General features: G+C 29.4%; 21 protein-coding genes and 1 riboswitch. Of the genes, 5 read left to right on the top strand and 16 right to left on the bottom strand.

Features of this window, described 5'->3' with window-relative positions:
• Nucleotides 1-10: 10 nt before the first annotated feature.
• Genes B3B03_RS10025 through B3B03_RS10015 form a run of 3 tightly spaced genes read right to left on the bottom strand, consistent with a single transcriptional unit; the run spans nucleotide 11 to nucleotide 2968 of the window.
• A complete protein-coding gene (locus B3B03_RS10025; protein ID WP_346847280.1) occupies nucleotides 11-769 on the bottom strand; it encodes an ABC transporter ATP-binding protein in 759 nt (252 codons plus the stop codon).
• Nucleotides 769-1830 carry an iron ABC transporter permease gene (locus B3B03_RS10020; protein WP_346847279.1) on the bottom strand — a complete coding sequence of 354 codons (1062 nt, stop codon included), beginning with the start codon at nucleotides 1828-1830 and terminating at the stop codon, nucleotides 769-771. The genes B3B03_RS10025 and B3B03_RS10020 overlap by 1 nt, the downstream gene beginning before the upstream one ends.
• A 4-nt stretch (nucleotides 1831-1834) precedes the next feature.
• Complete coding sequence (locus tag B3B03_RS10015) at nucleotides 1835-2968, bottom strand: ABC transporter substrate-binding protein (RefSeq protein ID WP_346847278.1); 1134 nt, start codon at nucleotides 2966-2968, stop codon at nucleotides 1835-1837.
• 319 nt (nucleotides 2969-3287) lie between these two features.
• A riboswitch (cobalamin riboswitch) is annotated at nucleotides 3288-3473 on the bottom strand.
• A 468-nt stretch (nucleotides 3474-3941) separates the two neighbouring features.
• On the opposite strand from B3B03_RS10015, the gene B3B03_RS10010 reads away from it, so the two are divergent.
• On the top strand, nucleotides 3942-4487 hold the full coding sequence (locus tag B3B03_RS10010) for a GNAT family N-acetyltransferase (protein ID WP_346877220.1): 546 nt from the start codon (nucleotides 3942-3944) through the stop codon (nucleotides 4485-4487).
• 219 nt (nucleotides 4488-4706) lie between these two features.
• Here B3B03_RS10010 and B3B03_RS10005 read toward each other — a convergent pair whose 3' ends face one another.
• On the bottom strand, nucleotides 4707-5999 hold the full coding sequence (locus tag B3B03_RS10005; protein ID WP_346877219.1) for a HAMP domain-containing sensor histidine kinase: 1293 nt from the start codon (nucleotides 5997-5999) through the stop codon (nucleotides 4707-4709).
• Entirely contained in the window at nucleotides 5996-6670 is a 675-nt protein-coding gene (locus B3B03_RS10000; protein WP_346877218.1) for a response regulator transcription factor, read from the bottom strand. The genes B3B03_RS10005 and B3B03_RS10000 overlap by 4 nt, the downstream gene beginning before the upstream one ends.
• 181 nt (nucleotides 6671-6851) lie before the next feature.
• Between B3B03_RS10000 and B3B03_RS09995 the strand changes: the two genes are divergently transcribed.
• Nucleotides 6852-9242: an ABC transporter ATP-binding protein/permease gene (locus B3B03_RS09995; protein WP_346847274.1), complete on the top strand. Its 2391-nt coding sequence runs from the start codon at nucleotides 6852-6854 to the stop codon at nucleotides 9240-9242.
• A 251-nt stretch (nucleotides 9243-9493) separates the two neighbouring features.
• A complete protein-coding gene (locus B3B03_RS09990) occupies nucleotides 9494-10060 on the top strand; it encodes a DUF6143 family protein (protein ID WP_346847273.1) in 567 nt (188 codons plus the stop codon).
• 87 nt (nucleotides 10061-10147) lie between these two features.
• Here B3B03_RS09990 and B3B03_RS09985 read toward each other — a convergent pair whose 3' ends face one another.
• The 4 genes from B3B03_RS09985 to B3B03_RS09970 are packed head-to-tail and all read right to left on the bottom strand — an operon-like array spanning nucleotide 10148 to nucleotide 15335.
• Entirely contained in the window at nucleotides 10148-11539 is a 1392-nt protein-coding gene (locus tag B3B03_RS09985) for a HAMP domain-containing sensor histidine kinase (RefSeq protein WP_346877217.1), read from the bottom strand.
• The gene (locus tag B3B03_RS09980; protein WP_346877216.1) at nucleotides 11521-12207 is read right to left on the bottom strand and encodes a response regulator transcription factor; all 687 of its coding nucleotides are present in this window, start codon (nucleotides 12205-12207) and stop codon (nucleotides 11521-11523) included. Before B3B03_RS09980 ends, B3B03_RS09985 begins: the two co-directional genes overlap by 19 nt.
• 33 nt (nucleotides 12208-12240) lie before the next feature.
• Entirely contained in the window at nucleotides 12241-12996 is a 756-nt protein-coding gene (locus tag B3B03_RS09975) for an ABC transporter ATP-binding protein (protein WP_346847270.1), read from the bottom strand.
• A gap of 11 nt (nucleotides 12997-13007) precedes the next feature.
• Complete coding sequence (locus tag B3B03_RS09970; protein ID WP_346877215.1) at nucleotides 13008-15335, bottom strand: ABC transporter permease; 2328 nt, start codon at nucleotides 15333-15335, stop codon at nucleotides 13008-13010.
• Between the two features lie 195 nt (nucleotides 15336-15530).
• Here B3B03_RS09970 and B3B03_RS09965 point away from each other — a divergent pair, with 195 nt between their 5' ends.
• Nucleotides 15531-16001 carry a cupin domain-containing protein gene (locus B3B03_RS09965; RefSeq protein WP_346847268.1) on the top strand — a complete coding sequence of 157 codons (471 nt, stop codon included), beginning with the start codon at nucleotides 15531-15533 and terminating at the stop codon, nucleotides 15999-16001.
• Between the two features lie 197 nt (nucleotides 16002-16198).
• Here B3B03_RS09965 and B3B03_RS09960 read toward each other — a convergent pair whose 3' ends face one another.
• The 5 genes from B3B03_RS09960 to B3B03_RS09940 form a co-directional block, all read right to left on the bottom strand.
• Nucleotides 16199-16681, bottom strand: coding sequence for a hypothetical protein (locus B3B03_RS09960; RefSeq protein WP_346877214.1), 483 nt, complete (start codon nucleotides 16679-16681; stop codon nucleotides 16199-16201).
• Nucleotides 16682-16936: 255 nt separating this feature from the next.
• Nucleotides 16937-18181 carry a glutamate-5-semialdehyde dehydrogenase gene (locus B3B03_RS09955; protein WP_346847266.1) on the bottom strand — a complete coding sequence of 415 codons (1245 nt, stop codon included), beginning with the start codon at nucleotides 18179-18181 and terminating at the stop codon, nucleotides 16937-16939.
• Nucleotides 18182-18207: 26 nt separating this feature from the next.
• Nucleotides 18208-19020: a glutamate 5-kinase gene (gene proB, locus B3B03_RS09950; protein ID WP_346847265.1), complete on the bottom strand. Its 813-nt coding sequence runs from the start codon at nucleotides 19018-19020 to the stop codon at nucleotides 18208-18210.
• A 256-nt stretch (nucleotides 19021-19276) separates the two neighbouring features.
• The gene (locus tag B3B03_RS09945; protein ID WP_346847264.1) at nucleotides 19277-20191 is read right to left on the bottom strand and encodes a hypothetical protein; all 915 of its coding nucleotides are present in this window, start codon (nucleotides 20189-20191) and stop codon (nucleotides 19277-19279) included.
• 77 nt (nucleotides 20192-20268) lie between these two features.
• On the bottom strand, nucleotides 20269-21111 hold the full coding sequence (locus tag B3B03_RS09940; protein ID WP_346847263.1) for a helix-turn-helix domain-containing protein: 843 nt from the start codon (nucleotides 21109-21111) through the stop codon (nucleotides 20269-20271).
• A 331-nt stretch (nucleotides 21112-21442) separates the two neighbouring features.
• On the opposite strand from B3B03_RS09940, the gene B3B03_RS09935 reads away from it, so the two are divergent.
• A complete protein-coding gene (locus tag B3B03_RS09935) occupies nucleotides 21443-22774 on the top strand; it encodes a DUF4910 domain-containing protein (protein WP_346877213.1) in 1332 nt (443 codons plus the stop codon).
• 174 nt (nucleotides 22775-22948) lie between these two features.
• Here B3B03_RS09935 and B3B03_RS09930 read toward each other — a convergent pair whose 3' ends face one another.
• Nucleotides 22949-23812, bottom strand: coding sequence for a DegV family protein (locus tag B3B03_RS09930; protein WP_346877212.1), 864 nt, complete (start codon nucleotides 23810-23812; stop codon nucleotides 22949-22951).
• Nucleotides 23813-24035: 223 nt separating this feature from the next.
• Nucleotides 24036-24497 carry an 8-oxo-dGTP diphosphatase gene (locus B3B03_RS09925; protein WP_346847260.1) on the bottom strand — a complete coding sequence of 154 codons (462 nt, stop codon included), beginning with the start codon at nucleotides 24495-24497 and terminating at the stop codon, nucleotides 24036-24038.
• Nucleotides 24498-24533 lie beyond the last annotated feature (36 nt).

Genomic DNA, 24533 nt, shown 5'->3' with positions numbered 1-24533 from the left:
TTACTATTATTTAACTACATGTAATAGGGGTAACTGTAAAATAACCTTTCTTCGTGCAGCAAACTTCTACATCTACCTTATAAACCTCTTTCAATAATGATGGTTGTAATACTTCCTCTGGTTTTCCTTCCTTCATCACATATCCTTTGTTAAATAATACTATTTTGTCACTATATCTAGTTGACAAAGCTAAGTCATGAATTACAACTATAGTAATAGCATTATTTTCTGTAGTATACTCTCTTGCTAGATCTAAAACTTGTAGCTGATGTCTTATATCTAATGCGCTGGTTGGTTCATCTAATAGTAGTATTTTGGGCTTTGAAACTAAGGTTTGTGCCATAATCACTAATTGTTTTTCTCCTCCACTTAAACTAGAAAATTTATTATAACTTAGATGACTTAAATTTATTTTTTTCAATATTTTATTTGTTTCTTCTAGTTTATCCTTAGAAATTTTCCACTTTAAATCCTTCATATGTCCAAGCAATACCATTTCAAATACAGTTAAACCAGAACTACTATTACTCATCTGCGGCACATAGCCCACTTTTTCCATGGATATTTTCTCCTTATTATTTTCATTCATATATATATGACCTCCATAGTTAACCATATTAGATATAGCTTTTATAAAGGTTGTCTTTCCTGTACCATTAGGACCAATAATTGAAGTTATTTCACCTTGGTTAAAAGTAGAAGTAATATCTCTTAATACCTCTTTATTTTTATATTTAACTGAAACCTTATCTACTGTAATAAAACTCATTACTCTGCCCCCTTAGATAGTAATAAAAAAAGTAAAAAAGGTACTCCAACAATAGATGTAACAATGCCTATAGGTATTAATGCACCTGGTTTTATTACTTTAGATATTATAGAAGCTACAACCATGATTAATGCTCCAAATATAGCTGAAACGGGAGATAAATATCTTTGATCTTCTCCAACGGATAACCTTGCAAAATGCGGAGAAATTAATCCTATAAATCCAATAGGACCTATAAATGAAACAGCTCCTGTAGTTAACAAAGTTGATATTAAAAATACCCTTAACTTTAATTTGTCTACATTTATTCCAAGACTTCTTGCTCTTTCTTCTCCGGCAGATAGGGCTGTTATTTTCCATACTATAGTTGTAGTTAGTAAGAAACATAAAAGAAAAATACTTGCAGTAATAAATACCCCAATCCAGGTAGATTTTAATAAACTTCCAAACATCCAGAATACAATTTGTTGTGATACTTCTGGTGCTGCCATATACTGAACTAAAGATTGTAGTGCCTGAAATAGAAAATGAATAACAATACCTGTTAACACCATTGTTATAGACTTCATACCCTTACTTTTACCTATAAAATATATACATAAACTAGATATAAATGAAAAAGCAAATGCCATTAAAGGTATAGAAATCCATCCTATGTTTCCAATAGTAATTCCTGTGACAATAGCAAGAGAAGCCCCAAAGCCAGCTGCTGATGAAATACCTAAAGTATATGGACTAGCTAATGGATTACTAAGTATAGTTTGCATATGAGATCCTGCTAATCCCAATGAAGCTCCCACAAATATACATGTTAATGTCATTGGAAGTCTTATAGACCACATAACAGCTGAATTTATATTTTCTTTAGTAGGTCCTTGTATTAAAGTCCGTATTACCTCTGATAAAGACATCCCAGAAGGTCCAACAATTAAATCTAAAATAGAAAATACAAGTAATGCTATAATTGTAATAGCAAATAAAATAAATCTTTTTTTATTTATGTTCTTATATACATCCTCTCCCTCATTTAAATCCTCCAATACTTTTATTTTATTAGTCATTTGACTATTCCCCCTTTATCATAAAAGTACCTGCTGGTTTTACTGGTAAATATTTTTCATAAAATTCATTTAGATTTTTCATTGGATCTACATCTTTAAACTTTTCCGGATGAATTGCCTTTGCAGCATATTGAAGATATACATAATCATAAAGAGTTCTAAGTCCGCTATGATCAAAACCATATACTTCTTTATTTTTTACCGCATTTAGATTGTTCCAACCTGGTCTTTTTAAATACATATTCATTGTTTCTACAGCTCTATCCTCATTTACATTGAATCCCATCTCAAATCTTTGTTTTCCCTTATCTTGAGAATTAGTTTGTCCTGAGAACATTATAATATCAGGATTGCTGGAGATAACGTATTCAGGATTTAGTGGACCATATTCTTCAACTTTCTCTTCAGCAATATTTTTACATTTTGCAGTTTTAAGTATATTTCCCCATAAAGAGTTTCCATAAGAATTTCCATAGGTATCTGGACCTTGACTTGCAAGTTCAAAATAAACAGATTTAAGCTTATCTTCTGGTATATCTTTTACTCTATCTTCAACATTTTTTATATGACTTTTATAATTTTCAACAAGTTCCTTTGCTCTTTCTTCTTTTCCTAATAATTTTCCAAGTATTTCTGTACTTTTTACATGCTTATCTAAAGTAAAAGAATTGTAGTCAACTACTGCTACAGGAATCCCTAGACTTTTTATAGTATTAATCCCATCCCCTATTTTTTTTGCCTGATAAGGTGCAAGAATTACTAAATCTGGTTTTGCCTCAATTAGTTTCTCCATACTGAAACTATCTAAGTAAATAGATCCTGTATCAATACACCCTTCTAAATTAGGAATTATTTCTGCATACTTACTCCACATTGCATTCATTAAATCCTTTGTTTCTCCTTTTGACATAGCAACAATTCTATCTAGTTTAAAATCCCCAGACACTGCAAGATAATTTTCTATATAAAATCCTAAAAATATTTTTTCTGCTGGCCTATTTAAAGTAACTACATCACCATTTATGTCTTCTACTTCTATAACAGTACTTTCTTCTGAGTTTTTTTCCTTTTCCTGTGAGCATCCTGTTAGCCCTACTATCATTATTAAAGATACCATTATACTAACTAGTTTTTTCATAAAAAATCACTCCTCTTACTTTCTATAATACAATTTGGTTTTCATATAAGAATGTTTAGCCACCTCCCTCTTTACTTCTATTATGATTTATTAACCTGTTAATGATAATGAATATCAATTTCATAAAAACATAGTATCATATTTGAAATTCATTATCAATACAAAATTGGTAAAAAATATAAAAATATAAATAGTGAAAATAAAAAAAGTCCTATTTCTAGGACTTTAAGCACACATATACACAGAATAAAAAATGTATACTAAAATATACATTTGATATCTACTAATAATCTTTGCCGCTTTAATTTCCCACCGAAATTGCAAACTTTATTTTATGGTAGGTCTCCTGACTTATAGCTTCAAACCTAATTCTCCTTGCCTTCCCATGAATTATTTTCATAGTGACTTTTAAAGAGTTTCGTAGCTATTACAGTAGCGGGGGCTGTTGAGGATTCTAACCTCATTCCCTGTTATTGCGTATGCAACCATAAAACACAATATGTAATTTTATATCTATATAATACATATACTTATATATTTTGTCAAATAATTCGAATTATTTGTTTTCATAATAACTCAAACTTCGCAGCACAAAAAGTATTTCAACCATTGCACTATCAATATCGAAGTAATTTAATAAGCATAATTATTGCAAAATTAAGCTACTTTTTTAACTTCTTATAGCAATTTGATTTTTAATGAGACTACATAACTTTAAATTGCTTCATATAGTTTAAAATGAATTTTATTAAATCATTTTTTTTGGGTTATTTTGTGGTAAACTGTTCATAAGATAATTCATCCAAAAATTTAATATATTGTATTTTGGGTATTTACATCATATCATTTTCCAGAGGAATTCTCTGCAAATTTGAGCACAAAACCTTTGATAAATCAATGGGTTAAGCTATATTTACATGTGCGAGGTTTGAGTAATTAATTATAAATAATGAATGAAATGGAGTATAAAAAAATGATTTGTAAAGTTGAAACTGAGAGATTAATAATTCGTAACTTTACTCCTGAGGACTGGAGAGATTTACATGAGTATTTTTCTGATGAGCAAGTATTAAAATTTGAACCCTACAAGCCTTTCTCCGAGGAAGATTGTAAAGAAGAAGCACTATCCAGGTCAAAGGGTGATACATTTTTGGCTGTCTCCTTGAAGAGTACAGGAAAAGTAATTGGCAATTTATATTTTAGTAAAGAGGATTTTATGACTTGGGAACTTGGATATATATTTAACTCCAAATATCATAGAAAAGGGTACGCTACTGAAAGTGTAAAAGCTATTATGAAATATGCCTTTGAGAATCTAGGTACAAGACGTATAATTGCTAATTGTGATCCCCGAAACATATCTTCTTGGAAACTGCTTGAAGCTGTAAATATGAGAAGAGAAGGACACCGTCTCCAAAATATCTATTTCTTTGAGGATGAAAATGGTAATCCTCTCTGGAAAGACACCTATGAATATGGGATGCTTGTAGATGAATGGAAGACCATAAATATGAAGTAAAGTGTCATTACCAACTTTATTTCACAGGTGCAGTAAAGTCTAAAGTAAAGGAGCTGTCACACTAAAAAATTAGTGCGACAGCTCCTTATATCTTTATATAGTTCAATAAAGGTATAAAATTTTTATTGCAACTACAACTCTTTTCTTTCCTCACTTTTCATATCTACTCTTCGCAAAATTTTAAATCTCTAAATGGGAATATCCTATTTATTAAGAATATTATTTTTTGGGTAGTCCTATTGTGAAAGTCGTACCATAATAAAGCTTACTCCTAACCTTTATTTCACCATCACATAATTCAATTATTCGTTTTACAAGTGATAATCCTAATCCATTTCCCTTGCTTAAATGGGATTTATCACCTTGATAGAACTTATCAAAAATATGTCTTTGAGTTTCTTCATTCATTCCAACACCATTATCTGAAACCTTAATAACTATTTTATCCTTCAAATCCATTAATTTGATACCAATAGTTCCACCCTTCTCCGTAAACTTAATAGCATTTCCTATTATATTTAGCCATACCTGCTGCAATAAATCCTCATTTCCTATAATATTGACTTTATCTAGGTCTATATCTAAGTCAATTCCCTTTTCACTCCACTCTGGTTCCATTATAAGAATTGCACACCTAATCTGTTCATCTAATGCAAACTCTGCTTTTCCAGTAATAACCTCTTGATTTTCAAGCTTTGAAAGCTTTAATATATTTGAAGTTAGCTTAGAAAGCCTTGATGACTCACTAATAATAATATCTGTAAATTCACTTCTCTCATCATCATCTAAGTTTTTATCTTGAATTAACTTTGCAAAGCCTTGTATAGATGCAATGGGTGTTTTTATCTCGTGGGAAACGTTACTAACAAAATCATTTCTTAAGGTCTCTATACTACTAAGCTCATGAACCATCTTGTTAAAATTTTTTGCTAATAATGAAAATTCATAATCCTTAGGAATACCTATTTTAACACTAAAGTTTCCCTTTGCTACCTCTTCAGTAGCTTTACTTAAAGTTCTTATTGGCCTTAAGATTCGCTTTGATGCTATACCTGATATTATGGTAGCTATTACAGTAGATATAATTAAGGATGTGATAGTTAGAAAAAATGCACGTATATGCACACTTTTTTCATTAAATGAATTAGATATTTTTATATACCTATCATCTACCTTTAATATAGTATTAATAATAGGAAGTCTTTTGGTTTTAATCTGTAGAAATTCTCTCTCATGAAGCGTATCAGCAGTTCCAGCATACTCATGCAAATCATTGATAAGTATTACTTCATATCTATCATTATTACTTAACTCTATAATTTTATTTAAAGTAAAATCTGTATTATCATATAGTTCTATTATAGTATCTACTACTTTCCTTTGGGCATTTTTTGATTCTTTCTCTATATTTCCACTAAACATTAATGCAGATATTATAAGGGAACAAATTCCTGATACAATCATCATCAATAGAAGAATTACAACAAACTTAACTCTTAGATTTTTTCTCATATCTTCTTAACCGCCTTATATCCAAGACCACGTACTGTAACAATCTTAAATTCTGTACAACTATCATATCTTTCTCTCAATCTTTTTATATGAACATCTACAGTACGCTCATCCACTTCATTATCCATACCCCATATTTCATCTAATAACTGTCTTCGTGTAAATATGACGTTAGGATAAGATAATAATTTAAATAATAAATAAAATTCTTTTTTAGGAAGGGTAGCACTGTCTCCATGTCGACTTACAGATATTGAATCATAATCTAAAATAATATCACCTATAGATAGTCTATGTTCATTAGATATCTTAGCTCTTCTAAGAAGTGCTCCAACTCTTAATATCATTTCATTTATATCAATAGGTTTTACCATATAATCGTCTACGCCAACATTAAATCCTTTTCTCTTATCTTCGAACATTTCCTTAGCTGTAACCATAAGTATTGGCATATTATATCCTGAGTCTCTCAAAGCTTTCACTAAATTGTAACCATCTAACTTAGGCATCATTATATCAGATATTACTAAATCAATATGCTCTTTATCCATAATATCAAGAGCTATTTCTCCATTCTCTGCCATTAATGAGTTATATCCATTTTGTTTTAAGGTTGCAGATATAAGTTTTCTTAAATTCTTATCATCCTCTACAACAAGTATATTAAACAATATTATCACCTCAATTTATTATGTTACTTTATATAATAATTATTTTATGTTAATTAAATATGAACTTTACAAATAAAAAAGAAATAAAAATATACTTTTAGACCATAATTCATATTAGGTTCATATTAGGTTCATATTACGATTCTACAATTAGAAAAGTTAATCGTAAAGGAGGAGCATAATGTTACAATTAAAAAACATATTTAAAAGTTATACTACAGGCGAATTTACTCAAGTTGCATTAGATGGAATAAGCCTAAAATTTAGAAAATCTGAATTTGTTGCAATTCTTGGACCGAGTGGCTCTGGAAAAACAACATGTTTAAATGTTATAGGTGGTCTTGACCAATATGATGAAGGTGATTTAATTATCAATGGTAAATCTACAAAAAATTTTAAAGACTCAGATTGGGATGCCTATAGAAATAATAGTGTTGGATTTATTTTTCAAAGTTACAACCTAATTTCTCACTTAAGTATAGTAGATAATGTAGAAATGGGAATGACCCTTAGTGGAGTTTCAAATACAGAGAAGCACAAGAAAGCTCTTGAGGTGTTAGAAAAGGTTGGCCTAAAGGACCATGTTCACAAAAAACCAAACCAACTATCAGGAGGACAAATGCAAAGAGTTGCTATAGCTCGAGCTCTAGCTAATGACCCTGATATAATTTTAGCAGATGAACCTACTGGGGCTTTGGACACTCATACAAGTATTCAGATTATGGAGCTTATTAAAGAAATTTCAAAGGATAAACTTGTTGTTATGGTAACTCATAATCCAGAGTTAGCTAATGAATATGCTGATAGAATTGTTGAATTTAGAGATGGTGAGATAAAATCTGATAGCAATCCATTTTATGATGACTTAGATACTGCTGATTATAAACTTAAGAAAACAAGTATGAGTTTCTTTACTGCTTTAAAACTATCTGGCAAAAACATATCTACAAAGAAATGGAGAACAGCACTTACTGCTTTTGCCTCAAGTATAGGTATAATTGGTATTGCCTTAATACTTTCATTATCAAATGGATTCGATAAACAAATTGGAGAATTTGAAAATAGTACATTATCTGGTTTTCCAATAATGATTAATCAAAAAACCGCCGAAGTTGATATGGATGCAATGAGAGAGCAACACAAAGAAGCAGTGAGTAATTCCGTAAATGAAAATCAATTTCCAGATGTAGATTACATTTATCCTTATGACCCTAGTAAAAATAGTATTGAACACACAAATGTATTTACTGATGAATACATAGAGTATATTGAAAATATTGATTCATCTCTGCTTTCTGGAATGTCCTATACAAGACTTGTTAATATGAATCTTTTGAAATCTGATGGCAAAACTGCAACTCCAGTAAATACATCCCTAATTAACTTTTCATCATATCCCAATAGTCTAAATTTAGATACTAAAGGATACCTTGAAAGCAATTATGATTTATTAGCTGGGTCATATCCTAAAGAAAAAACGGATCTTGTTCTTATTGTCGATAGCTATAACAGACTTGACAACTCTATGCTAGAAGCTTTAGGTATAGATTCTGAATCAGATACTGTAAGTTTTAATGATATTATAAACAAGGAATTTAAATTAGCTTTAAATGATGATTACTACAAACAGATGGGCAATATATTTACAATAAACGGTACTCCAGACAATCTTATAGATATTTATAATAATGATAATGCTATTACTCTTAAAATTGCTGGTATAGTTCGTTCTAGCAAAAATTCAAAGCTAGAAATTCTTTCACCAGGACTTTCATATTCAGATGAATTATCACAATATTTTATTGATAATGCTAAAAACTCTGAAATTGTTAAAGTACAGCAAGATTCTAACTATAATGTATTAACTGGAAAGCCTTTTGGAGGTGCCACAGCTGGAACTAGTATGCCTACTAATCCAATGGCTGCAATGTCACCAATGGGAGGAGCTAGTAGTACTACTCCTAATGTTACTAAAGATGACGTACTTTCTCAATTAGGTGCTACTTCTACACCATTTGCTATCACCCTTTACCCTAAAGATTTTACTACCAAGGATAGGGTACTTAATTACTTAAATTCATGGAATGATGGAAATGCTGTTGAAGACTCTATAATATATACAGATTTAGCAGCTACATTCACAAAATTATCTGGTGGTATTATGGATTCAATAACCCTTGTTTTAATTGCCTTTGCCGCAATATCACTTGTTGTATCCCTTATTATGATTGGGATAATAACATACATTTCTGTATTAGAAAGAACAAAGGAAATTGGTGTATTGAGAGCATTAGGTGCAAGAAAGAAAGATATAACCCGTGTATTCAATGCTGAAACATTCATAATAGGTTCTTGTTCAGGATTACTTGGAATATTAATATCATACTTATTAACATTTCCAATAAATAGTGTTCTTAAGAATTTAACAGACCTTGAAGGTGTAGCAAAACTTAATCCAGTTCATGCTATAATACTTATAATTATAAGTGTTTCTTTAACATTGCTGGGTGGTGCTATTCCAGCAAAAATGGCTGCAAGAAAAAATCCTGTAGAATCATTACGTACAGAATAATATATAAATTTAATGTTACATACTCCTTATTTTAAAGAGTATGTGACATTTTTATTTCCTATAGTTATCTAGAAATTAATAATTAAATTTTATATTAAACACTATCTTAAATTCTCAGATTTACTAAATTTCAACTCCTTGTACACCCCTTATATCCGTACAACATATATTAACAGTATACAGATTTATTCTTATACCTTATGTATGGAGAATATGAAAAATCTATACTTTTAATAGGAGATATTATGAAAATGGAAAACACAAAAAATTGTAATGACTCTATAATCTTACCTAATCCAATAACTCAAGTAGCTAGTATGCCATATCCTCTATATCTTTCACTTCAAGGAAAATATTTTGTAGGCTATGCAGATGAATTAAATTTTGGAAGAGGTAAAAGTGCATGGGCAGGATTAGTAAATCCTTATTATTCAGGAGTTAATCTACACGTATATGTCTGGACTGTCACAAATATTGGAGAATCACCAATAAGAGCGCAAATATGGTTTAATTCAAATCCACCTGGATGTCCAGAGATATCAGAATTAGTTACTCCAGCTAATACAGCTCTTTGCCCATTACCAAAGCCACGAATTAGGTTACTTAAAGCAAGCAATGTTATAGGAGAACCTAAAGGTGGAGTTAAGGCATTTGTTAGAAGAGCCCTTCCAGAGGTTACAATTGCCGACGAAGAAGTAGGCAAATTTATTTTTCCTCCTGGAGGATCATTTATTATTTTCTTATCCAACCCAGAAACTCCAAATGAACTTGCTCAAGGTAGAGTCGCATTTGGATGGTGGGAAGAAAAGATAAAGTAAATCCTACTAATAATTAAATTAAAAGATAAAAAAGGTGCTGCTACACAATAGAAAATAAATTCTGAGGTGTGACAGCACCTTTATTAATTATATTTTAAGTATAGTAAAACTAATAGTAGTTCCAGATTCTAAAGAAGATGAACACTTTATATTTCCTCCATGACTCTCTACTATATACTTAGATATAGAAAGACCAAGCCCTGAACCTGATATATTAGTGTTTCTATACTTTTCACCTCTATAAAACTTATTAAAAACAAATGGTATATCATCAATGCTAATTCCACTACCAAAATCCTTAATATTTACAGTAATTTTATCTATCTCATCATCTACCCATATCTCAATTTTTTCTCCTGATTTAGAGTATTTTATTGAATTTGAAATAATATTATTTATAACTTGATTTATTCTTATTATATCTATAGAAATCAAAGCCCTTGGCAATTGTCCCTTAACATCTAATTTCATATTATGAGTAGCTACATCAATAGATAAGTCACCTAAAACTTCCTTTAGATAATCATCAGAGTATATTTCTTTTCTTTCAATTGACATTTCATTCAACTCTGTTTTCGATTGCTCTAATATATCATCTATTAATTTTGAAAGTTCCTTAGATTTCTTCAATATAATGTTTGAATATCTTTTTATACCATCTTCATCCTTTGCAATTCCATCTCTTATGCCTTCAACATATCCTGAAATTGATGAAAGAGGAGTTTTTAAATCATGTGAAATACAAGCTAATAATTCTTTTTCATTTCTTTTAAGCTTTTCTTCCTTTTCTTTTGAGTCTATTATTTCACCTCTCATAGCTTCAAAATCATGACAAAACTCTCCAACCTCCCCATGATAATCGTAGTTTACTTTACACTTATAGCTTCCATTTAGTATGGTTTTTGCACTACTATGGAGCTCTTTAATTGGTTTTATTATATCTATTTTTACAAACCTATTTATCATAAAAGCTAATATTCCTATTAAAAATAAAAGTATCCACAGGGGTATAAATTTCTCATTTTTGCTTTCCTTTTTTAATATACTCTGTGGTAAATCTATAATTATAATCCCTTCTTGAACATCATTATTAACTAAAGGTATACTGTATCTAATTAATGCATTTTTTCTATTGTCAAAGGCATTATCATAACCTATTTCATTTTCAAGATTTATCTTTTCTCCTTTATTAAAATCATCTATGGAAGAAAAGATAGCCTCCCCTTTTAAATTTATAACTGTATAATCATAAAAATCATTTTCCATGTAATAGCTATTTTCTTTAAACATTTCTTTAATCAATTCTCTTTGATTTGATGTTTCTATTCTTAATAAATTAGACTTATCTTCTTTTTTAATATCTTCCTTTAAAATTAGGAGAGAATATACCACTGATAATATAACAAATAGATATGTTAACCCTGTAAATATACTAATTTTTTTACCAAGGTAATTATCCTTCACTCTATTACTTCCCACTTATATCCTACTCCCCATATTGTCTTTATCGACTTTTCACCGTATTCTCCAAGCTTCTCTCTTAACCTTTTAACGTACACAGCTATAGTATTTTCATCCATATATTCACTGTAACTCCATACACTTTCATATACCTGAGACTTTGAAAACACTTGGGAATGATTAGATGTGAAAAAATCCAATATTTGAAATTCCTTAGAAGTTAGTGGTATTTCCTTATTATTTAGTAAAGCTTTATATGCCTTAGAGTCTACTATTAAATCACCAAATTGTTTTACATCTGATAGTGTATCACTAGAAAATGAAGTATACCTTCTTATATGAGCTTTCACCCTTGCCACTAATTCCATTGGAGAAAAAGGTTTTGTCATATAGTCATCTGCCCCTACTCCTAATGTTAGTATCTTATCCATCTCTCCACTTTTAGCTGATAACATAAGTATTGGCATTTTCGATATCATCCTTATTCTTTTACAAACTTCAACACCATCTAAAAGTGGGAGCATAATATCTAAAATAATGAGCTTTATCATAGGATCATTAGCCAGTTCCACACCTTTTAACCCATCATTAGCTATCAATACCTGAAACCCATCTATCTCTAAGTAATCTTTTATTAAGTTTCCTAAATCATTATCATCTTCAATTACCAAGATTTTATCATGCATTCTACTCACCCCCACTTCCATTATATCATTATTTTACCAGCCCCTACTTTTTATAAATTCAAATATCTTTTTTTCTCTACTATCTGAATCTTTTTCATTATATCTTCCAAGAGACAAATCACCATCAATTCTTCCATCCTTTAAATAAATCAATCTACTTGCTCTTGAGGCTGCTTTTAAATCATGGGTTACCATTACTATGGATTGTCCCTCTTCATTTAATTCTGTAAGAATATCCAATACCCTGGCTCCCGTTGAAGAATTAAGTGCTCCTGTTGGCTCATCTCCAAAAATTATCTTAGGATTGTTAATTAATGCTCTAGCAATTGCAACTCTTTGCTGTTGTCCTCCTGATATTTCTGAAGGATATTTATTCTCAATATCTTTCAGCTCTAATCTATTCAATAATTCATCTGTTTTTTTATTTACGCTCTTCTTATCTTTATTGTTTAGATAACCACAATAAGTTATATTTTCTCTTATAGTTAAATCATAAAGTAAATTTATACTTTGAAAAACAAAGGATATATATTTATTTCTAATACTTGTAGCTTCTTTTTCACCTATATTTGTTATATCTTTTCCTAAAAGCTCAACGCTACCTGCACTTGGGCTATCCATAGTACTAATAGAGTATAACAATGTAGATTTTCCAGAACCTGAACTACCCATTATTACAGTAAAATCACTTTCATATATATCTAAATTAATATTTTTTAATACATTGTTTGATGTTTTTCCTAAAATAAATGATTTACATAATCCACTTGCTTTAATAATACTTCCCATCTCTTCTCCCCCTACTCTTCAATAAGTTCCACTGTAGATATTTTTCTTATACTAAACATTGATATTATTGATGAGCCAATGGTTAATATTCCAATAAATACTATTGTGCTTATAACTTCACCATTTGGAATCATCAACCCATCTATTCCCATCATTGCAAGCTTAAATAAATTTTTAGATATAGTAGCATTTAAAATAAATCCAACCAAAGATGAAATACCTATAAGTAGCATAATTCTATATAAAGTTCTCTTTAAAATATAAATATTTGAAAATCCTAGCGATTTTATAATAGCATTATTTCTTCTATTATCGGTATTGTTCATAATTATAAGATTTACTATATTTAATATACTGAATAGTAATATTCCTAAAAGAATAATTGTAGTAACTGGTATAACTATCTCAATAACTGACTTACTTGCTGTTGCAATCAAACTTGGACATGTATCTATAGAACATACTTCATATTTTTGTTTATATTCTTCTTTAAACTCTTCATAATCATTTTTATCTTTTAAAGTAATATTGATGTTTAAGTTATTAAGGTTATTTCTAATTTCCTTAGGCACTACATCTAAAGTCATTCTCATATTGTAGTTATTTGACATCATGCCGATATATTTACCAGTGATGAGCAATGATCTCTCTTCACCTAATATTTTTATATCAATATAATCTCCAATATCTAAACTTGCATCTTTTAGAATTTGTTCTGACAATGCAATTTCATTTTTATTTTTAGGATTTCTTCCCTCTTTAATAGATACATTAAACCCATTGTTATTGTCATAGTTATCATATAAATAAGTAATAACTTGAGCATTTTTTATATTGTATCTTGATACATCTAAATAAGCGACCTTTCCTACATCAAATGAGCACGCTCTTACGCCTAAGACTCTCGGGTCACTCTTAATTTCTTCTAAAGCCTTATCATATGACGCCTCTCCACTTGGAAAATCTAAGGTAACATCTCCCTGAAGTAATCCAAACATATTCCATGCATTATCTTTCATATTAATCATTGAGTAATTTACACTAACTAAAAATACTGAAAGATATATTACAAGGGATAAAACTGTTACTATAATTATATTTTGCTTTTTATATTTAAAAATATCATTTATAGCCATGGACATTGGTGATGAAGCATCTCTAATAATTGACTTCCTAAATTTCTCTTTAGATGAAGTAACTCCTATTCTAAATGCCTCAACAGGCTTTATTTTATTTATTCTTCTAAGTAAAAGATAAATATTAGATATTAAAACAAAACTCATTAATATTATTGTTAAAACTATAAAGCTAAAATTATTTATACCACCTTCATATATTCCAATATATTTAATAGATATCTTTACTAAATAATTTATAAACCAAATACTAAAGAAACTTCCAGCGGTTATTGCAATGACTCCTACTATTCCAAAGCTTTTTAAATATATATTACGTATCTGCTTTGAGGTAAATCCTAATGATTTATATACACCTATAGATTTATACTCCTTTAAAATGTTGTTCCATAGTACAAATCTTATTATTACAATAGATACAATGAATATTAATATAGCTGTACTTAACCCCACTGCACTTGTAATTTGACTTCCAGCATTTGCTGCAAATATTGTAATCCACTTATCATATATAACTCCATCAATTGAATCACCTATATAAGAAATTAATTCAGATGTTGCATCGTTTCCTTCTTTAGATGAATCATAACCAATATATTCAGATTTAATAGGTTCATTAAAGTCATCATAATCATTACTACCTATATATAAATTATTATAGCCCACAACAGAACTCGGAACTACTGAATCGTTTACTAAAGCTGATATAGTTAAATATTTATATTCATCACCATCTTTTATCTTTAACTTATCTCCTATTTTTAAATTCTTAGAATCAGCTAAAAGATTTGAGACCCAAATAGTACCTTTACTTGGAGTCGTTACTTTTTCTCCTTCTGTTATAACTACATCCCATGGATGAGCTTTCATACTCTCATAAATTATTAAATTTGCCATTCCCAAATCAAGGTTTTCATCCCCTAAAAATACTTGTCTATCTACCGTTAACCCCTTTGTTTTTCTAATATCCTTTTCATTAGTTTCTTCTTCCATAATAAAACTTTCAACTTTTGAAATAACATCCTCATTATATGTCTGAACTACAATATCCTTTATATTTTCTCCTTCATAATAATCATTAGTATATTTTGAAACTGTACTTGTAAAGCTCATAGATAGTGCAAATATAGATGAAGATACCATTAAAATAATTGCTATTAAAATTAATTGTAATTTTTTTTGTTTAATTTTCTTTTTCCACATCATCATCCCTCCATACTTTTATATTACTAATTAATTTTTAATATATTTATTTCAAATTCTTAATGAATTCTTACATTTTTCTAAATTGATTATACACTAAGGAATTCTATCAGTAATGCCGTCATTAATTTATATTACTACAACAAATCATTAAGTTTTTGATATAATAGATTTATTATACTTAGGAGGTACAGCATGAAATCAGCACAATATTATATAGAAAAATTAGGCATGACACCACATGTGGAAGGGGGATACTTCAAACAATCAGTATTATCAGAAGATTTCTTTAGAGAAGATAAAAAGTTATTTAGTAGCATATATTTCTTGCTTGAAACAGGAGAGGTGTCTCATTTTCACAGATTAACTTCTGATGAAATGTGGTATTACCACGACGGGCAACCTCTGACTATATATATGATCACACCAGAGGGTGAGCTTATAACTAAGCAATTAGGATTAGATATAGAAAAAGGAGAGGTTCCACAAGTTTTAGTTCCTAAGGGATATATATTTGGTTCTTCTATGAATAATGATGGATTTGCTTTAGTTGGATGTATGGTAGCCCCTGCCTTTACTTTTGATGATTTTGAATTATTTGAGAGAAGAGACCTTTTAAATATGTATCCAAATCTAGAAGATATAATAAAAAAGTTAACTAGATAAACCTTCTTCCTGATATTAGCTAAATATTTATTTAATATATCGTGGATAAAAAATGGGGCTGTCGCTCTAAAAAATTTGTGAGACAGCCCCATTTTAATGGTGGAGATGAAATGTAGTATTTATAATCCACCATATAATCTTTTATGTTATTCAATGCCCTTATTAATATATTTACTCTATGTAGAATTGGCCATTCATTATGTGTATTTTTTATTCACATTTGCATTAATAATATTCTGGTACTTCCTTATATCTGATTTTATTTGTCGGTTTTCAAAAAAATAAACTTCTGTGCCTGACCAGATAAATACCCAACACACTATACTTAATATACCTGCGAAATAAGCATATCTGCTTGAAAGACTCAAGCCTATCAACCCAATAATGATGCCGAAGGCGTACAAAACAATAGCCTTCATATTATTTCTACCATAGATATATTCATTTTCTTCCACTCGGTTTGAAAAGGTATTTACTATAGCTGTCTTCAACGACTTATCATCATAATTATTTTCACCTTTAATAAATATATCAACTTCTCTTCTTCTGCAATTCAGTAGCTTTGATAAAATAAACTCTTCCAAATCAGAGCTTAGGTGTAAATCATCCGAGCTAAAATATGGTGCAAATGGAGTATTGGTTTCATCTAAAAAGATATTTATCCTTAAATCATTGTTCATGTTATCACTCCTCTTACTCAAAGTAAGTAAATTGCTATTTGTATATCGTAAATAAATTTTTTAATAGTATAAAGTAAGCAATATATGGAATTGCTACCTTCTACACCTTTTCTATTCTAAATAATATATTTTATATTATTTGAATCTATATAAAAATATATTCAGATTATCTTCTGAGTCCTTACTAAACAAAATAAAGATGACAAAAGAAGTTACTCAAAATACCTTTAATCATTTTGAGTAACTCCTTAGTTATTATCTTATTTGACCATTTCCAAATATTATATACTTATTAGTGGTAAGCTCTTTAAGTCCCATGGGACCTCTTGCATGTAGCTTTTGAGTGCTTATACCTATTTCTGCTCCAAATCCGAATTCCTCTCCATCAGTAAATCTAGTAGAAGCATTCACATAAACTGCTGCTGCATCTACTTGTTGATGAAATTTTTGAGCATTTTGATAATCATTTGTTACTATAGCTTCAGAGTGTCCTGAGCCATATTTATTTATATGAGTTATAGCTTCATCTATATCTTTTACTACCTTTATACAAATTATATAATCTAAATATTCTTTATAATAGTCTTCTTCATTTGCTAGTATTATGTCATTTACTATTTCTATAGATTTTTTGTCTCCTCTAACTTCTACTTTTCTTTGTCTTAATTCATCAACTATTACTGGAATAAATTCTTTTGCTATTTCTTCATGAACAAGTAATTTTTCCTCAGAATTACAAACTGCTGGTCTAGTAGTTTTTGCATTTATAACTATTTGTTTTGCCATTTCTAAGTCACTATTTTTATCAACATAAACATGACAGTTCCCTGTTCCAGTTTCTATTACTGGTACTGTAGCATTTTCTACTACTGATTTTATTAGTCCAGCGCCTCCTCTTGGTATTAGCACATCTATATATTCATTTAACTTCATCATATTTTTAACAGTTTCTCTACTTGTATCTTCTATTAATTGAATACAATCTACTGGTAACTTAGTTTCTTCTAAGGCTTTTTTTAATATCTGTACTATTTTTTTGTTGGAGTTTATAGCTTCACTTCCACCTCTTAGTATTGTCGTATTACCTGATTTTAAACATAGCCCTACTGCATCACAAGTAACATTTGGTCTTGCCTCATATATTATTCCTATTACTCCTAGAGGTACCCTTTTTTTCCCTATTTGTAGTCCATTTGGTCTAGTTACTATTGAACTTACTTCACCTACAGGGTCTTCTAGTCCTGCTACTTGTGTTAAACCTCCACTCATCCCTTTGATTCTGTCTTCATTTAAAAGCAATCTATCTACTATTGCTTCTGATGTTTCCTTATTTTTTGCATTTTCTATATCAATTTTATTTGCTGCTATTATTTCACTAGCATTCTCTAATAATGCTTTTGCCATTTCATTTAAAGCTTTGTTTTTTTCATTTGATGAAATATTTGATAATATGTACGCAGCTTCTTTTACTTTTTTACCTTTTAAAATTAACTCTTGCATCTAAAATTACTCCCTTCATATTTTGTTTATCTTTCTTTTCCCAGAAATAAAGTTCCTACATCGTCTCCATTTAATATATCAATAAGTTTACTTGGGTCTTTTCCATTTGCTAATATCATATTTGTACCATTATCAGTTACAATCTTTGCTGCATGTATTTTAGTTTCCATGCCACCTGTGCCTAAATTACTTCCTGCACCTTCTGCAAAATTTAGTACTTCTTCCGTTATATATTTCACTTCTTTTATAAGCTTTGCATCCTTATTTGTTCTTGGATTAGAGTCATAGAAACCATCAATATCTGATAGTATTATTAAAAGATTTGCATCCACAATAGTAGAAACTATTGCTGCTAGATTGTCATTATCTCCAAATCTAGATATATTTTCAATTTCATCTATAGATACACTATCATTTTCATTTACTATTGGAATTATTCCGCTTTCTAGCAAGGTTTCAAAAGTATTTGCAACATTATTTCTACTTCTTTCACATTCTATAATGTCTCTTGTTAAAAGTATTTGACCTACTGAATAGCCATATTCTCCAAATAGTTTGCTATAAATATTCATAAGTGCTACTTGTCCCACAGATGCAGCTGCCTGCTTTTCTCTAATAGTTTTTGGCCTTTCCTTTAAGTTCATTTTACTTACTCCAACACCTATAGATCCAGATGTTACAAGGATTATTTCTTTCCCACTATTTATTAAATCAGATATTGACATGGCTATTTTTTCAATTCTTCTTAAGTTTATATTTCCATTGTCATAGGTTAAGGTTGAAGTACCAATTTTTATAATTATTCTTCTTGAATTTTTAATATTTTCGCGATATATCATTTTTATCTCCTCTTAAGTTTCCTTCATTAATTTTATCTTTAATAAGCTTGTAATAATATTATCATAAAAATATAAGTTTATTAATACTACTTCACTCTACAATTTATTAGAAATAACTTCCAATGCATAGCAAACCTAAGCATATATCCTGTACATGAAATAACCCACCACAATACATTGCCGTATTGTCGTGGGTTTTATGGTGGAGGCGAGACACCACCATTAATTTAAAACTTATTTACATATTAATTTAAAATCAATATAAATTTATTAGCCCAAAAGCTTTGAAAATCCTGGCTCTTTTCACAGCTATGTAGCAAGTCCAAATTTTAGTAACATTTCTAGCTACTTCACTATCTACTCCCCAAGAAAAATTAGGTTGCCAAAAACCTTCTTCCTTCAATGTATTAATCCAAAAAGAAAAGTTCTTTTCTATAAAGGCTTCAACTAATTTATACCATTGTGACTCAGGTGAAGTTACTAAATCTAAAGGTTGTGATACATATTCCATCCATTTAGCCTCATCTATACAAAGACAGTCTAATATTCTTCTTTCCATAGACCTTATAGTTACATCACTAATCAAATTTGAATTTAGTTCTTTTAAAACTATAAATAGTCTTTGTAGGCAATAGCAATCATGGTCAGAACACTCTTCATTACTATTTAAAAACTCTATACATCTAGCTGCAATTTTATTACCTATCTCCTTTTGAACAGCATTACCATACTTGATAAAAGCTGAGGCAACAGCAGCACAAGGGTTAGGAGTAAATTTTGTATCTGGAGCATATATCCACCATGGTGCATGGGGAAAGTTTTCAACTTCCTTTGGAACCTTCTCCCAGAATGATGGCGTATCTTCAATGGTTTTTTCAAAATAATTTAATAAATTTCCAAACCAAGGCTCCTCACAATTAAGGTCATAATCATATGCAATAAAAATGGCCTCAGTAGATGCTATACTTGTTGATGATGGTAATAACATATCAGCTTCTAATCCCTTTCCAAAACCACCATCCTCATTTTGATATTTTATTAGTTCTGATACTATATCCTCTTTACTACCCTTATTAAAAGTATAATTCCATTTTACTTTTTCAATATCTCTACCATTACTAAATATATGCTCCTCTATATTTTTAAATTGGCTCATCTTTAACTTTTCCATAGTACACCTCACAAACTTTATTTCATAACTTAATGTTAATACATTAAACACCTTTAGTATTGTAAAAATGCGACATTCTATTTAATTAACTCGTTTATAGCTTTCATAGGAGTGTTTCCATGGTATTTTTTAAAGTCATTTATCATATGAGCTTGATCACAATAACCATAACTATAAGTAATATTACTAAGATTAAAATCTCTCTTAAAAGCTATGTCTTTCCATATATTTTGATATCTAACTAAACTGCAGCACTTCTTAGGAGTTATTCCAATATATTCTCCAAAGATACGCTCCAACTGTCTAGAACTAACAGAAATATAATTACTAATCTCTGATATTGTAGTTACCCCTTTAGATTTCAAAATATAATATACTCCATTTAATAAATTTTTATTTCTAAAATTCTTATTGAATAATCTTCTTAGCAATAACTTTTCTATGTAATATATTCTTTCTTCAATCTTAGGATAATATATAACTATATCTTCAATTTCTTTTCTTAAACCCATAAAATATTGGTCTACAATTGCAAACTCATTACACTTTTTAGGCAATTGATTATCTGTAAATAAATGCACAGCCCAAAAATTAAATCGGATACCAAAGGTAGAAATCAACGCCGAGGTTTTAACCTCTTCTGTATAAAAAGGATAATCATTTATACTACAAAATAGGTTATTCACTTTATTATTACTATAATCTATATCAAAAATTATATCCATACAACAATCTGGAATCACAATATTGTTTCTATCCCCATCTTTAGTTATTTCCTTATTTCTATAAGGCACTGGACTTCCCCAAAAGCATCTTATATATGGCTTTAAAGTATCACATGGCTCAACTTCTCTATAAGTATCTGATTTATTTATTATATTATTAGTTATGGGTTTAAATAAGTCTGATAACTCTTTCATTTGTTCCACCACTTCATAATAATTTATTTTTATTTTTGTTAATAATCGTACTAACATTATAACATTATTTCTAATATTTAGGATAAACTTTATCTATTAAAATCTTTAATAGATAAAGTTCATAAAAAGTGTTAGTGTGCTTAATTTATTACTAGAATTAAATGTAATTAAGTGTTAATATATTCATATAATTTACAAATAGCATATATTGAATTGTACTAACTACATTACAAATACTATTTAGTTATAAATGAAAGGAGTATAAAATTTTATCTATTTTAAGATTAAAACAAAGGTTATACTTACTAATAATTTTGGGGAGGGATTAATTTTGAAAGGCACCAAAAAAATAATATGTATATGTTGCTCTTTAATTGTTATAACATCACTTGTGGGTTGTAATAGTGTTAAAGACAAATCCTCTAGCTTAAGTGATATAACTAGCATAAAATTCAAAGATTTTTCAAAGGATATTTCTGAAGATAGGATATATAGCACTATAGAGAAACTTTCAGCAAAGGATGATGCTAGAATAACCGGGTTTGATGGAGAAAAGGATGCAGCATCATATATTTCTAAAGAGTTTAAAGACATGGGACTTAGTGTTGATGAACAAGAGTTTCCTGTAACCGCATTTAAATGTAATGATGTAGAAGTAAAAATAGATATACCTGAAAGTAAAGTTGTTGAATCTAAGGCTTTAACCTTTAGTAAAGAGACTCCAAAGGAAGGCTTAACTTCAGAAGTCGTTAATGGATATATGGGAACACAAGCTGATTTGGAAAAAGCTAAAGTAAAAGATAAACTTGTTATTATTCAACGTAGTGGTGATACATTTAAAAATAAAACTGAAAGAGCTACTGCAATGGGTGCTGTAGGTGTTATATTTTTTGATCCTAATAGCGAAGAACCTCTATCTGCTACCCTAGTTGAACCTACAAAAATACCAGCTGTTACAATATCTAAAGCTGATGCAGAATATCTTAATTCAACCATAATAACCTCAAAAAAAGGCCTTAAAGCCACACTAAAGGTTGATAGTCAGTGTCTAGATAGTAAATCTAAAAATATTATTGCAACCTTAAAATCTAAAAAGAAAGATGCTAAAACCTTAATAGTTGGAGCTCACTATGATGGAGTAGATACCCCAGCTGCAAATGACAATGCTTCAGGTATTTCTACTGTAATGGAGTCGGCAAGGATTTTATCCAAGAAAAACCTTGATTGTAATATTAAATTTATTGCATTTGGTGCTGAAGAAATAGGTTTAGTGGGTTCAAATTATTATGTTCAATCTTTAAATAGTGATGATTTACAAAATACTATTGCAATGATAAATGCCGATATGGTTGGTATCGGTGATAACTTATGTGTTTACACAATGGATAGCTCTAAGGATTCTTTAACTGCAGATTTAGCAGTAAGTTGTATGAATAACTTCCAATACGATAATAGAAGAGATGAAAGTAACAGAAGTGATCATGTAGCTTTTGAAGCAGCTGGTATACCAGTGGCATATTTTGAATATGGCCCATTTGTTGACTACCATACGGATAAAGATACCGCTGATAAGATCAATAAAGAAAACTTATCTAATACATGCAACGTAATTACATCTTTATGTAATGAAATTGGTAATAATCCAGAAAGATTCTCAAAATAATAACTAAAAATAAAATCTTAAATCTTATATAAAAAAGAACTTAAGTAACATAATGCTTCTAGTGTACTATTATTCCTATGGATAATAATGAACAAGCAAATATAATTGTAGTGGATACCTTTCTCTAATAAAGTAAGGCTCTATAAAATTANNTAATTTTATAGAGCCTTACTTTTATTTAGAACTAACCTTTTCAAATCCTGCTATTCCAATAGCTCCTGGACCACTATGAGATGTAATTACACATCCTGCTTGAATCCATATAATCTTTCTAAATCCCTCTTCTTTAGCAATTCCCTCCATGTTATGTTTTATAGATTCATCAAGACCCAAAGAATAAATAAGATATAATTGTTCTTTATCAAAATTGTATCTCTTAATATATTCTTTCATATACTTATCAGCAACACTAACCATTTTCCCACGAAACTTTTGTGTTGAAATTAACTTTCCATCTACAATTTCAATGAGGGGTTTTATTAGTAGTAAAGTTCCTCCCAAGTATGCAGCATTGGATACACGCCCTCCTGCTCTCAGATATGCAAGATCACCAGGGATAAAAGATACTCTGGCTCTTGCCACGTAATCCTGAATTTCTTCAATTAAATTAGTTATCATTATATTTGGATGTTTTTCTATGATTTCAGCTGCTCTTAAAACAATTGCTCCTTGACCACCAGTGACATTTAAAGAATCAACATGATAAATATCTTCCATTCCTTCTGAAGCAATAAGTGCATTTTGGTAAGCACAAGAGGCTTTAGATGTATATCCAATATGAAGAATAATACAACCCGGATTTTCATCTTTTATTTTTTTAAATAAAAGATGAAATTCTTCTGGATTTGTTGCTGAAGTTGATGGTATTTTTTTAGTTTTTTTATAATAATCATAGACTTCTGTTACAGGTATTGAACCATCTAAATAAGATGAGTCTCCCATTATCACGTGCATGGGGATAACCTGAATATTATGTAATGTGGCTAAATCCAATGGAATATCTGCTCCGCTCTCTGCTAAAATAATTATTTTTTTCACAAGTTTACCTCCATAAAATTCATAACATTTTTCATTTGTATAATTTACCAAAAAAGCTTTGTTAAATTTCTAAGATAAGGTTCTATTAATAATTTATTCCCATATTCCCAGAAATCCTACTAAGAACTTAGATACTTATATTGCTTATATTTTACACACAATAATCCAGAAACATTCAAAATAAGCTAAACATAAAATCTTAAATCTTATAATTGACTTATCTTTATTTTAGCATATGCTCCCAATGAGATTTTTGTTGATTCTCTGTAATAAAATACTCATTAAGTTTATCCTCTAATATTATTTTAACCATCCTATCAAATCCATGGGCAAGATTTAATAAATTAAGTTTATCTATATCATGCCAAAATACATGACCTTCTTCACCATACTCTATTAAATCTCCCTGGTATGAATCAGTTTTAAAAAGAAAAACCATATACCTTTTATTATCTTCTGCCCTATACCAATCTTTAACACCGCAAATTTCTAAATTATTTACTACTAGGCCAGTTTCCTCATTAACTTCTCTGATGGCTGAATCTACAATAGACTCACCCTTTTCTACATGCCCCCCTGGAAAAGCTATTCCAGTCCAATTTCCTTTAATGCGGTTCTGAACAAGAACTTTATTATTTAATTTATCCATTATCATAACCATATTTGTTAGTTCTACATTCTCCATATATTACACCTCTTAAGTACAATTTATATTTTTTTG

The organism is Clostridium sp. UBA5712 (assembly GCF_002419845.1).
GTDB classification, from domain to species: Bacteria; Bacillota; Clostridia; order Clostridiales; family Clostridiaceae; genus Clostridium_J; species Clostridium_J sulfidigenes.
The sequence above is the reverse complement of the archived record's forward strand: the minus strand, read 5'-3'. Positions and strand labels throughout refer to the sequence as shown.